This window comes from Streptococcus sanguinis (assembly GCF_003943655.1).
GTDB lineage: Bacteria > Bacillota > Bacilli > Lactobacillales > Streptococcaceae > Streptococcus > Streptococcus sanguinis_F.
The window spans coordinates 38,513-51,532 of sequence record NZ_RJMM01000012.1; the positions used below are offsets into that span (position 1 = coordinate 38,513).

Here is a 13,020-nt window from a genome sequence, read left to right on the forward strand (position 1 = left end):
CGGGTGGAAAATGAGAATGAGAAGAATTTTCCACAGATCTTATCCCCTTAAAATAAAGATGTTTCAATTTGATGAAATTCTGTGGATAACCTTTATTATTTCATGCAACTGTGTTACAATGTTACTATAAATAAAATAGAAGAGGTGTGTGAATATGTCACGTAAACCATTTATTGCTGGTAACTGGAAAATGAACAAAAATCCTGAAGAAGCAAAGGCTTTTGTAGAAGCGGTTGCTGCTAAGCTGCCTTCTTCAGACTTGGTAGAAGCTGGTATTGCTGCTCCAGCACTTGATTTGACAACTGTTTTGGCAGCAGCTAAAGGAAGCAATCTTAAAGTTGCAGCCCAAAACGCTTACTTTGAAGATGCAGGTGCTTTCACTGGTGAAAACAGCCCTAAAGTTCTTGCAGAAGTTGGAGTTGACTACATCGTTATCGGTCACTCAGAACGCCGCGATTATTTCCATGAAACAGACCAAGACATCAACAAAAAAGCGCANGCAATCTTCCGCAATGGTCTGGTGCCAATCATCTGCTGTGGTGAATCGCTTGAAACTTACGAAGCTGGCAAAGCTGTAGATTTCGTTGGTGCTCAAGTATCAGCTGCTTTGAAAGACTTGACAGCTGAGCAAGTTGCATCATTGGTTATAGCTTATGAGCCAATCTGGGCTATCGGTACTGGTAAGTCAGCAACTCAAGACGACGCTCAAAAGATGTGTAAAGCAGTTCGTGACATTGTAGCAGCCGACTTTGGTCAAGAAGTAGCAGACAAGTTTCGTGTTCAGTACGGTGGTTCTGTAAAACCTGAAAATGTTGCGTCTTACATGGCTTGTCCAGATGTTGACGGTGCTCTTGTTGGTGGTGCATCACTTGAAGCTGAAAGCTTCTTAGCATTGCTTGATTTTGTAAAATAAAAAATGTTGAAAAAGACTTGTCCTCCCAAAGGTGACAAGTTTTTTAAAAGTTGGAGAGAAAAGTTGAAATCGAAAGAATTGGTTTATTTAGCGAGTACGGCTATTTTGTTGGCAGCGACTGCCAATGTTGCAAAAGCCGAGGAACATACAATCGCTGAGTCAGAAATTTTAAAAACAGAAAGGTCTGTTAGTTCCCAGAATCAGATAGTGAATGCGGCTGCATCGCAAGCGTCTAATCAGCCGATTGTAGGAGTATCATCTGCAGAACAGTCAGTTCAAGCAGTTAAGCAAGAGGAGCAAATAACGAATGCTGTAGGAACAGCTGTTGAGTCTGGAGGAGCAGCTCAATCAGCTACTGTAGAAACTCAGGTGGCACCTGCTAAGCCAGAAGGGCAAACTCAGTCAGATGCAAATAATTTTAATCAGAATGAAACTGCAGCTGATCAGTCAGCAAAAGCAAGCTCTTCTGTTGCAGATTCTGCTATTGCCTCAGAGCCAAAGGCCAGTCCTGCAGTAGCATCAGCACCAAAAGCTAGTAATGCTGGAAAAACTGTATTTTATAATGCTGGGTCAAAGGCTCAGGCAGCCCGCGGGAATTCCCAAGCAGAGATTAAAGGTACTTCCTTTGTAGATGTCAGCAGCCACAATGGCCATATCAGCGTAGACGACTATCGTAAATTAGCCCAGCAAGGGGTTGGCGGTGTCGTTGTCAAACTAACTGAAGGAACCCATTACACCAATCCATTTGCCGAGTCTCAGGTGAGAAATGCTCAGGGAGCCGGTTTACAAGTATCGACCTATGCCTTCTCGCACTATACCAGTGATGAAGAAGCGAGAGCAGAAGCTCGTTATTATGCTGCCTTTGCTAATAGACTAGGTTTGCCTAAAAACACAGTCATGGTCAATGACATGGAAGATCCTAAAATGCAAAATGGGATCAACCAGCATACCCAGGCTTGGGCGGATGAGATGCGCAGACTGGGTTATTCTAACCTGATGTACTATACCAGTGCCAGCTGGCTGGATCAAAATAATCTTCGCAGCAAGGGACCGGTTAATACATCGCAATTTGGCTATAGCAACTTCTGGGTGGCCCAGTATCCGTCTTCTAATTTAAATCTTGATGGAGCTAAATCTCTCAAATACAATAGTGGCGCTGGAGCATGGCAGTTTACAGCCCAGGCTCAGCTGTTAGCTGGCAAGCATGTATTTGACCATAGCGTTGATTACACTGGGAGATTTACCCAGCAGTCTGCTCTTGCTAAGCAGTCTTTAAAGGGTAACATCAGTATTCAGAATAAGAATAATGTCAACGGCAGCTTTGATGTTGTGATTTCAAACGTTTCTGCTCCTTATGGAGTGTCTGTTGTTAGTGTTCCAGTGTGGTCTGAAGCTAATGGTCAAGACGATATTATCTGGTACAAAGCCACTCAGCAGGCCAATGGTACTTATAAAGTTTCTGTTGATTCTAGCAGACATAAGGATTCGGTTGGCAAGTACAATGTCCATCTCTACTATGTCCGCAACGACGGTCAATTAGTCGGTGTTGGCGGTACTACAACCAATGTATCTATCATCAAGCCACAGGGCAAAATCAGCATCCAGAATCGTAACAGCGAAACTGGTGATTTCGATATTGTGGTTTCAGGTATCTCATCCCCTGGTGGTCTTAAGACTGTCTCTCTGCCGACTTGGTCAGAGGCCAATGGTCAAGATGATATCAAATGGTATACTGCTGAACGTCAGGCCGACGGCACCTATCGTAAGCGAGTCCGCATAAGTGATCACAATCATGTGCAGGGCGAGTACAATGTCCATCTCTACTATGTCCAAAATGACGGCCGCTTGGTTGGTGTAAGCGGCACTAAAACGACCGTTTCTCTTGGCAAACCTAAGGGGACCATCAGTATTCAAAATCGAAACAAAGAAACTGGCGATTTTGATATCGTTGTTTCAGGTATTTCATCTCCGGGCGGTCTGAAGAGCGTTTCTCTGCCAACTTGGTCTACTGTGAATGGTCAAGATGATGTTAAATGGTATGACGCTGAGCGTCAGGCTGATGGCACTTATCGTAAGCATGTCCGTCTGAGTGATCACAATAATGTTGAGGGTGAGTACAATGTGCACCTTTACTATGTGCAGAATGATGGCCGCTTGGTCGGTGTTGGCGGCACTAAAACGACTATTTCCATAGAAAAACCAAAAGCCCAAGGCAAAATCAGCATCCAGAATCGCAACAGCGAAACCGGTGATTTTGATATTGTGGTTTCAGGTATTGTCTCTCCAGGCGGTCTCAAAAGCGTATCATTGCCAACTTGGTCAGAGGCCAATGGCCAAGATGACATCAAATGGTATGACGCAGAACGTCAGGCTGACGGCACTTATCGGAAACGAGTTCGCCTGAGCGATCATAACAATGTCCAAGGCGAATATAATGTCCATCTCTACTATTTGCAAAATGATGGCAAGCTAGTAGGAGCAGGCGGCATCAAGACCAACGTTTCTATCAGCAAGCCGCAGGGCAAAATCAGCATCCAGAATCGCAACAATGAAACCGGTGATTTTGATATTGTGGTTTCGGGGATCTCATCCCCAGGGGGGGTGAAGAGTGTTTCTGTTCCAACCTGGTCTACAGCCAACGGCCAAGATGACATCAAGTGGTACGATGCTGAGCGTCAAGCGGATGGCACCTATCGTAAGCGTGTCCGTCTGAGTGATCACAATAATGTTGAGGGTGAATATAATGTGCACCTTTACTATGTGCAGAATGATGGTAGCTTGGTTGGTGTGAGTGGCACTAAAACGACTATTTCCATTGAGAAACCAAAAGCGCAAGGTAAAATCAGCATTCAGAATCGCAACAGCGAAACCGGCGATTTTGATATTGTGGTTTCAGATATTGTATCTCCAGGCGGTCTCAAGACTGTTTCCCTGCCAACTTGGTCAGAGGTTAATGGCCAAGATGATGTCCAATGGTACACAGCGGATCGTCAGGCTGATGGTACTTATCGTAAGCATGTATATGCGCGTGACCATAACAACGTTCAGGGCGAGTATAATGTGCATCTCTACTATTTGCAAAATGATGGCAAGCTAGTAGGAGCAGGCGGCATCAAGACCAATGTGTCTATCAGTAAGCCGCAGGGTAAAATCAGTATTCAAAATAAAAATAATGATACTGGAGAGTTTGATATTGTAGTATCAGGCATTGTGGCACCAGAAGGTCTCAAGACAGTTTACCTGCCGACTTGGTCAGAGGCCAACGGACAAGATGATGTCCAATGGTACACGGCTGATCGTCAGGCTGACGGTACTTATCGTAAGCATGTTTACGCACGTGACCATAAGAATAATGCAGGCGAGTATAATGTTCACTTGTATTACTTAAATAATCAAAATCAGCTACAGGGAGCAGGCGGAGAAAAGACCTCTATCTCTGTGAACCGTCCTCAGTCAGCTAGTCAGCGAGACCGCGTTCTTGCGGCGGCAGCTGCTATGGTAGGTGTCAAGGGAGGCAGTGCTGAGCATCAACGCTTGGTCAACGATTATAACAGTGTCAGACCTCTGCCGGTTGGCTATGCTGTAAAAAACACAGATGACTGGTGCGACATTTTCACGACGGTTATTTTCCAAAGAGAGGGCTTGAGCGATCTTATTGGCCGCGAGTGTGGTGTAGAGCGTCATATTCATATTTTCAAGAGACTAGGCATCTGGAATGAAGATGGCAATTCGACACCTAGCGCAGGTGATATCATCACCTTTAACTGGGACAAAGATACCCAGCAAAACGATGGCTGGGCTGATCATATCGGTATTGTCGAAAAAGTCAAAAATGGCATCATTCACACGATTGAAGGCAACAGCAATAACGTAGTTAAACGCAACACTTACCGCATCGGTCATGGAAATATCCGTGGTTTTGCGACACCTCGTTATAAATAACCACACAAAAAAACCAAGGGGGACCTTGGTTTTTTAACGTCTTAGAATTTTTTTAATGAGCTGAAGCAGCTTAAACTTGAGAGGGTTAGGGTAGTAGCGGAAAGTTCCCATTTTTCGAACGATGAAGCCGTTGAAGTTCTGTTTGAAGCGCAGAACACCGTCAGAACCGTCGAAAATTCCCATAATGCCGAGGAAATTGTAAAATGGAATGCCTCTCTTGATGCTTTCGGTCATAACGTATTCCTGCAGCAGGGCTGGAGCATAGAATTTATTAAACTCAGGATAGGAGCCGCTGAAGAGGTAGGTTGTTTCCTGAGGGGTGTAGATAAAGAGACTGGCAGCCAGAATCTGGTCTTGGTCGCCGTACTTGTCAATCAGCTCTTTGGCCTCTGCTTTGCGGGTTTCAAAGCTATCAAACTGGCTGGAAAGCTCTCGCAACTGGTTTTGCTTCTTTTCAGATTGAGGATTGTTTTCCAAGTCCGCCTGCAGTTTCTGAATTTTCTGGCCCAGTTTCTCTTGGTCTTTTTGTAAGTTCTGAAGGTAGTCCTTGAAGTTAAGACTGGCTGTCATAAAGTCCGCTTGCTTACCAAAGCTATCATAAAAATCTTGATAGTAGTCTAGCGGCTTGTCATCATATTCCCGCCGGTCAGAAGTAGCGGCTGTGATGTCTTTAAAAATGCTGAGTTGGTCACGTTCTAGCCTTTTTAGCTTGATGCCAAAGGTATTCGCCTTTTTGACGGTCGCCTTGCCATTTTTACTGAAGGACTTGAGCAAGTCTTTCTCCGTCAGACCATGTAAGTTTTTGACATAATGCCAATCAGGCTCCCCGCCTGGATAGCCCGTCTGTAAGCCGTCAAAGTCAAAGCCCAAATCAGTCAGTTGCTGGATAAGCTGGCCTTTTTCATCAGATGTGGGCTGGCCATTGCTGTCAAAGGTCTGATAAGTCTCGTAGGGCTTGATGATCAGCTCTAGAGCGCCTTCTTCTTTAGCATAGGCCTGCAAAGCTTGATAGAAGAGGGTCAGGTATTGAGCATCGGTAGAGACAGGGCCGCAGTTGATTTCCATATGGAGGCCGCCAGTCATCGGCATACTGTAGAGGACAGCAGACACCACTACCTGTCCCTGTGGGTCAGTGTAGCCAACATACTGGGTACTGAAGCCACGCTTGCTCAGCAGCTCTGCCATTTCCACGGTCTGCATAAAAGAGCGTTGGAAGCTAGCTGAGGTATGCTGGATGAATTCTTCTTGGCTGAGAAGTTTAAAGGTCATAGGCTTCCTTTCTTTTAATGCTTGCTGCGCAGTTTCTTTCTGAGTGTGTAGGCCAGATTGGAGAGGTGGTAAAGAGGATTAGTTGGCAAGTTAAACTCACCAGCAAATTCTTCAATGGTCGGATTGAACTTAGATTTAAAGCTGTAGAGACCACCCTTGAGGTCGTTTTCGATTCCACCCATATTTTGCCAATCAGCTCCACGCTCAAAAGCATGTTTGGCCGTTTCATACCAAGTGATGATGGCTGGCTGATAACGACGGTATTCCTCGTCCATTCCGGCATAGATATTTTCAGAGGTCTTGCCGTATTCTAAGACCAAGGTGCCAGACAGGGAAACGACAGCAGTCCCTTGGCTGATTTTGTCCTGTAGGAAGTCAATCTCTTCCTGGAGGCGTTTCTGTTCTTGCTGGTTATTCTCAATCTTGCCGGGCTTGGTTTTCTCGGTAAATTTCTCTGCTTCTTTAAGTGTCTTGGTCAGCTGAGCCTGCAAGTCTTCCAAGCGTGCCTTTAGATCAATGCTGGATAAGGTGATATAGGAGTGGTCAGGATAAGTATCCAAGAGTTTTTGGTAATAGTCTTTGCCGCGTAGGTGGATGTTTTTTCTATTTTCCGTTTTCTTCATCAGGGCTGAAAAGTCATCCAGTAATTCTGCTCCGCCAAATTGGATTTGAATACCTTTGTTACGGGCTGTACGAATAGCCTGCCGAGTACTTTTAGAAAGCAGATCCTCGCTGAAATCTTCTTTATGGATATTGGCCTGCAAGCGAGGCTGGATGGTTTCGTCCAGAGATTCAGTCCGTCCGACCCAGACAGTTCCAGCTTGCTGCAGTTCTTGAATCAGCTCAACTGTCTCTGCTTTGTCTTGCAATTCACTGCCCATCTTGCTTTCTGCCAGAAAGAGGCTAGGATCAAACTTGACAAAGAGCGCTTTTTTCTCCTTGGCAAATTTCTTGAGCGACGCCAAAACAAAGGTCAGCAGCTCCTTGTCACTATAGTCCATGATGGGACCGCGCGGGATATAAAGCATGGTCATCCCCAAGGGCAGTGGTTTGATCAGGACACTGGCTGCAGCAACCAAGTGGTCGTCTTTATAGAAGCCCAAGCGCTCATTGGCCCAGTTATCCTTAATCTGAGCCCAAGCTGAGCTCTGCAGAAGATTGGCCTGCGGATGAGCCGTGACAAAATCGTCGTGTTCCTGAGCTGAAATTCCAATTTTGTAACTAAACATTATTTTAAAACCCACTCTCTAATAGCGTGTGCTACGCCGGATTCGTCGTTCGATTTGGTGATATATTTGGCGATTTTCTTGAGTTCTTCCTTGCCATTTTCCATGACAACAGGAGAGCCAACGGCTTCCAGCATGGCGCGGTCGTTTTCTTCGTCACCAATAGCCATGGTCTGCTCCTTGCTTAAGCCAAGTTTTTCAGCTAGATGCAGAACAGCAGCGCCTTTATTGACAGTCTTTTTGACAATTTCCAGATAGAAAGGAGCTGATTTAACCAGTGTATATTTTTCAGATAATTCCGGTGGCAGCTTAGAAATGGCCACATCCAAAATTTCCGGCTCATCAATATACATGCACTTAACGATTTCTTTGTTGACCATTTCCTCAGGTGTGCGGTAGAAGATAGGCATGCTGACCAGATTGGACTCGTAAACAGTGTACTTGCCGATGTTTCGATTGGCCGTATAAATGCCGTCCTTGGTGATGGCATGCATGTGAACGCCTAATTTTCGCCCGAGCAGTTCGATATCCAGATAGTCCTCATAAGTCAATGTTTCTTTGATTAATTCTTCGCCAGTAACAGTATCCTGCACCAGTCCGCCGTTGAAGGTAACGACGTAGTTGTCTGGCTGATTAAGCTCTAGCTCCTCGAGAAGCTTTTGAACTCCTGCAATAGGACGGCCGGTTGCAATAACGATTTTTACACCAGCAGCCTTGGCATCTTGAACAGCGCTGAAGACTTCAGGAGTGATTTCTTTTTGGTTATTTAAAAGGGTACCGTCAATGTCAACGGCAACTAATTTGATAGACATATTATTCTCCGTAGGTAAATTGGTCGTTTTTGATATAGTGCATAAAGGTCTGGTTTTTTTCGCTGAAAAGTCCGGTCTCTGCCAGCATTTCCTTGGGGAAGTAGAAGCGATTATCACCCTGTCTGGTCCCGGCTAGCGAATGGACGATAGGTGACAGGCTGGACAGTTCTGCTAAGCTGCCATCTTTTTGCAGAATTTCGATCTGGGTCCGAGGTTTTTCAACGTCAGGCCGGTAGAAATCATAAGGCAAATCAAAATTACGATGGATAGCAGTATAGTAATCAGGGTCAAAACCAACCTGTCCAACTAGGTCTCGCATGATATCCAAATGCGCTTCGTTTTCCTGAGAGAAGACGATAGACTTAAAGACTTTGCGGTTGATAAAACGCTGAGCCAAGTCAGATAAAATCTTGTCTGGACTAGCCATCCAAACTTGGAAATAGGTATTCATAACACCATCATCCAAGGCCAGATAATCCTGCAGGGTCACTCTATTTTCAAAGAATGGAATGAGATTGGGAGATGATAGGGCAAAATAATCCTTCTGAGCTGGATAGAGAAACTTGGCCCGCTTGAGCAGATTTTGCAGCAGAACTTCCATAGCTCGGCTGGCCGGGTGGAAATAGACCTGCATGTACATCTGGTAGCGGCTGACTACGTAGTCTTCTACCGCATGCATGCCATTGCGCTTGAAGGCGATGCCCTTTTCTACAGGACAAATCACTCGTAAAATTCTAGTCAAGTCAAATTGCCCATAGGAAGCGCCAGTAAAGAAGGAATCTCGCAAGAGATAATCCATCCGGTCCACATCAATCTGGCTGGAAATCAGCTGGACCACCTGCTTATTGGGGTAGGTATGGTTGATGACGCTAGCCACCTTTTCTGGGAAATCCGGCGAAACCTGCACCAGAGCCTGATGAATCTCTGTCTCTGGACTGGTGATGATTTGCCGCGTAATGTCCTCGTGGTTAGTATCAAAGAGCCGCTCGAAGGTGTGTGAATAAGCTCCGTGTCCCAAGTCATGCAGGAGAGCAGCAGTCATAGTCAGCAGGCTTTCGTGGCTGTCCCAGTTGGCTTGGTATTTTTCATTGAAAATCTTGGTGATGCGCCGGGCAATCTCATAAGCTCCCAGACAATGCGAAAAACGGCTGTGCTCCCCGCCGTGGAAAGTATAGCCGGAGGTGCCCAGCTGTTTGATGCGGCGCAGCCGTTGAAATTCTTTGGTATTGATTAAATCATAAATAACCTGATGGTCCACATGAACATAATTATGAACCGGGTCCCGAAATACTTTTTCAATCATACTACCATTATACCACAAATCATAGTAGGAAAAAAATCAAAGCTGCGACTGAAAGAAGAGCAATTTTGTCCTTTTTTTGATAAAATAGGGAAAGAAAAAGAGAAACGAGATAAAGATGCAAATCAGAATAAAAAATCACATCCAGCTGGACGGGCATACCGAGCTAATTGATCAAATCTACGATACGGACTGGACGCAAAAAGGAAACTATCATTATCTGCTATACAAAAATGAAGAAGGAGAGAAAGTAGTTCTGAAGTTTCACGATAAAGAGTTGGTTATGACCCGCTTTTCTGAGCCTAAGTCCATCATGCGCTTCATCAGTCAAGGGCAGGCGCTGGTTGGCATCTATACACCTGTGGGCGTGCAGCAGTTTGTGACCGATACTCCTTTCTATAAGGTTGATTTGACCAAGCAGGTTCTGCAACTTCATTATCAGCTGAAAACTGTTGACGGAGAGCAGATTTTTGCCAGCTATGAGATGGAGATTAGCTGGGGTTAGCTGCTATTCTCCGAGAAAACTCTTGAAAATCATAATGTTTCCCCTTGCAAAAGCTTGAAAATTTGGTATAATAGTTTCTAACTCAAGGGAGTAGCTAACGGAATAACCGTTACAAGGTCGTCAATACGAAAGAAATTTCCGGCCTTGTATGAAATAGCGAGACTTGTTAATAAACAGGTCTCTTTTTTGTTTCTGACTTTTTGGATATGACTGATTCGGCTTGAGATGATGAGTCGTAGTGGTTAGAAAAGTTCAGAAATAAAAGAGGCCAAGAGGAGGAATACATTGTCAAAAGAACAAAAGCGCCAAGCTTTTTACACCCAGAGTCCTGAGGAAATTTTCAAAACTTTGGACGCTTCAGAGCAAGGTTTGTCCAGTCAAGAAGCTGCCAAGCGTTTAGCTGATTATGGCCGCAATGAACTGGATGAAGGGGAGAAAAAATCTCTCTTAATGAAGTTTTTGGAGCAGTTCAAGGATTTGATGATTATCATCTTGTTGGTAGCAGCTGTCTTGTCTGTTGTCACATCAGGTGGCGAAGACATCGCAGATGCTTTAATCATCTTAGCAGTCGTAATCATTAACGCTATCTTCGGTGTCTACCAGGAGGGCAAGGCAGAAGAAGCCATTGCGGCTCTCAAATCTATGTCCAGCCCGGCTGCGCGTGTCCTGCGTGATGGCCATGTCACAGAAGTGGATTCTAAGGACTTGGTACCTGGTGATATCGTTAGATTGGAAGCCGGTGACGTTGTCCCAGCGGATATGCGACTTTTAGAAGCTAATTCACTGAAAATCGAAGAAGCGGCTCTGACAGGTGAGTCTGTGCCGGTTGAGAAAGATTTGACAGTTGAGGTAGCTGCAGATGCTGGTATTGGCGACCGTGTGAATATGGCCTTCCAAAACTCAAATGTGACCTATGGTCGTGGGGTTGGATTGGTTGTTAATACAGGGATGTATACGGAAGTCGGTCACATCGCGGGTATGTTGCAGGATGCGGATGAAACGGACACACCGCTCAAGCAAAATCTTAATAGTCTGTCTAAGGTTCTGACCTATGCTATCTTGGTGATTGCTGCAGTGACTTTTGTAGTTGGTGTCTTCATTCAAGGGAAAAATCCACTGGATGAGCTGATGACCTCTGTAGCCTTGGCAGTTGCGGCTATCCCTGAAGGTCTGCCAGCTATCGTTACCATTGTGCTGGCCTTGGGAACTCAGGTTCTGGCTAAGCGGAATTCGATTGTCCGTAAGCTTCCGGCTGTTGAGACTTTGGGATCAACTGAGATTATCGCTTCAGATAAGACTGGTACCCTGACCATGAATAAGATGACGGTCGAAAAAGTCTTTTATGACGGAGTCCTGAATGAAGCTGGTCAAGATATTGAACTTGGACTGGAGCTGCCTCTTTTACGTTCAGTTGTTTTGGCCAATGATACCAAGATTGACCAAGAAGGAAAGCTGATTGGTGACCCAACAGAAACAGCCTTTATCCAGTATGCTTTGGACAAGGGCTATGATGTGAAGGCCTTTTTAGAGAAATATCCTCGTGTAACCGAGCTGCCATTTGATTCAGATCGTAAGCTCATGTCTACTGTCCATCCATTGCCAGATGGGAAATTCCTTGTGGCAGTAAAGGGTGCACCAGATCAACTATTGAAACGCTGTGTTGCCCGTGATAAGGCTGGAGATGTTGCAGCGATTGATGATGCTACTTCACAGCTGATTAAGTCTAACAACTCAGACATGGCTCATCAAGCTTTGCGTGTTCTTGCAGGTGCCTACAAGATTATTGATGCAGTTCCGACTGACTTGACATCTGAAAATCTAGAAAATGATTTAATCTTTACTGGTTTAATCGGTATGATTGACCCAGAACGTGCAGAAGCAGCAGAAGCTGTTCGCGTAGCCAAGGAAGCTGGTATTCGTCCCATTATGATTACCGGTGACCATCAGGATACAGCAGAAGCTATCGCCAAGCGCTTGGGTATTATTGAAGAAGGAGATACTGAAGACCATGTCCTGACTGGTGCAGAGCTCAATGAGCTTTCTGATGCAGAATTTGAAAAGGTTGTTGGCCAATACTCTGTCTATGCCCGAGTTTCACCTGAGCACAAGGTTCGGATTGTCAAAGCGTGGCAAAACCAAGGTAAGGTCGTAGCCATGACAGGAGATGGTGTCAATGACGCACCAGCTCTGAAGACAGCTGATATCGGTATCGGTATGGGAATTACAGGTACAGAAGTATCTAAGGGTGCCTCTGACATGATTTTGGCAGATGATAATTTTGCGACCATCATTGTAGCCGTGGAAGAAGGACGTAAGGTCTTCTCTAATATTCAAAAGACTATCCAGTATCTCCTTTCAGCTAATACAGCTGAGGTACTGACTATTTTCTTGGCAACCCTCTTTGGCTGGGATGTGCTGCAGCCAGTTCATCTGCTTTGGATTAACCTAGTAACGGATACCTTCCCTGCCATTGCTCTGGGGGTTGAACTTGCTGAGCCAGGTGTCATGAGTCATAAGCCTCGTGGCCGTAAGTCTAGCTTCTTCTCAGGTGGAGTGATGAGCTCTATCATCTATCAGGGTGTCCTGCAGGGAGCTTTGGTTCTGGCGGTTTATGGTTATGCTATCTCTAATCCCGTCCATGTCGGTGATATCAAGGCTATCCATGCGGACGCTCTGACAATGGCCTTTGCAACTCTTGGACTCATCCAGCTCTTCCATGCTTATAATGTGAAATCTGTTTACCAGTCTATCTTTACAGTTGGACCATTCAAGTCTAAGACCTTTAACTGGTCTATTCTGGTTTCTTTCATCCTATTGATTTCAACTATTGTAATCGATCCGCTGGAAAAGATTTTCCATGTAACCAAGCTGGACTTGTCACAATGGACAGTTGTTCTGATTGGTAGCTTTGCCATGATTGTTATTGTTGAGATTGTTAAGTTCATCCAACGTAAATTAGGTATGGATAGGAATGCTATTTAACAGCAAAAAGTCATCTGCGGATGGCTTTTTTGCGTACAAGGCGATATAATCAAATTCAAAGAAAGGAACTC

The 13,020-nt window shown here is 45.0% G+C and carries 8 protein-coding genes; 4 read left to right on the top strand and 4 right to left on the bottom strand.

The window, feature by feature from the left end; genetic code table 11:
- Nucleotides 1–154: 154 nt before the first annotated feature.
- The gene (tpiA, locus tag D8886_RS06390; RefSeq protein ID WP_125434679.1) at nt 155–913 is read left to right on the top strand and encodes a triose-phosphate isomerase; all 759 of its coding nucleotides are present in this window, start codon (nt 155–157) and stop codon (nt 911–913) included.
- Nucleotides 914–976: 63 nt separating this feature from the next.
- On the top strand, nt 977–4,855 hold the full coding sequence (locus tag D8886_RS06395; RefSeq protein WP_185761265.1) for a GBS Bsp-like repeat-containing protein: 3,879 nt from the start codon (nt 977–979) through the stop codon (nt 4,853–4,855).
- Nucleotides 4,856–4,888: 33 nt separating this feature from the next.
- Here the strand turns inward: D8886_RS06395 and D8886_RS06400 are convergent, their stop codons facing one another.
- The 4 genes from D8886_RS06400 to D8886_RS06415 are packed head-to-tail and all read right to left on the bottom strand — an operon-like array spanning nt 4,889 to nt 9,465.
- Nucleotides 4,889–6,124: an aminoacyltransferase gene (locus D8886_RS06400; protein WP_125434681.1), complete on the bottom strand. Its 1,236-nt coding sequence runs from the start codon at nt 6,122–6,124 to the stop codon at nt 4,889–4,891.
- Nucleotides 6,125–6,138: 14 nt separating this feature from the next.
- On the bottom strand, nt 6,139–7,353 hold the full coding sequence (locus D8886_RS06405) for an aminoacyltransferase (protein WP_185761266.1): 1,215 nt from the start codon (nt 7,351–7,353) through the stop codon (nt 6,139–6,141).
- Complete coding sequence (yidA, locus tag D8886_RS06410; RefSeq protein ID WP_125434685.1) at nt 7,353–8,162, bottom strand: sugar-phosphatase; 810 nt, start codon at nt 8,160–8,162, stop codon at nt 7,353–7,355. Before yidA ends, D8886_RS06405 begins: the two co-directional genes overlap by 1 nt.
- 1 nt (nt 8,163) lies before the next feature.
- Complete coding sequence (locus D8886_RS06415; RefSeq protein ID WP_125434687.1) at nt 8,164–9,465, bottom strand: HD domain-containing protein; 1,302 nt, start codon at nt 9,463–9,465, stop codon at nt 8,164–8,166.
- A gap of 115 nt (nt 9,466–9,580) precedes the next feature.
- Here D8886_RS06415 and D8886_RS06425 point away from each other — a divergent pair, with 115 nt between their 5' ends.
- Nucleotides 9,581–9,967 carry a YwiB family protein gene (locus D8886_RS06425; protein WP_185761267.1) on the top strand — a complete coding sequence of 129 codons (387 nt, stop codon included), beginning with the start codon at nt 9,581–9,583 and terminating at the stop codon, nt 9,965–9,967.
- Between the two features lie 285 nt (nt 9,968–10,252).
- On the top strand, nt 10,253–12,949 hold the full coding sequence (locus D8886_RS06430) for a cation-translocating P-type ATPase (protein WP_125434693.1): 2,697 nt from the start codon (nt 10,253–10,255) through the stop codon (nt 12,947–12,949).
- Nucleotides 12,950–13,020: the final 71 nt, after the last annotated feature.

Coding starts and splice junctions, on each gene's coding strand:
- D8886_RS06405 (WP_185761266.1), bottom strand. CDS start 7,353: ATGTTTAGTTACAAAATTGGAATTTCAGCTCAGGAACACGACGATTTT.
- D8886_RS06415 (WP_125434687.1), bottom strand. CDS start 9,465: ATGATTGAAAAAGTATTTCGGGACCCGGTTCATAATTATGTTCATGTG.
- yidA (WP_125434685.1), bottom strand. CDS start 8,162: ATGTCTATCAAATTAGTTGCCGTTGACATTGACGGTACCCTTTTAAAT.
- D8886_RS06400 (WP_125434681.1), bottom strand. CDS start 6,124: ATGACCTTTAAACTTCTCAGCCAAGAAGAATTCATCCAGCATACCTCA.
- D8886_RS06425 (WP_185761267.1), top strand. CDS start 9,581: ATGCAAATCAGAATAAAAAATCACATCCAGCTGGACGGGCATACCGAG.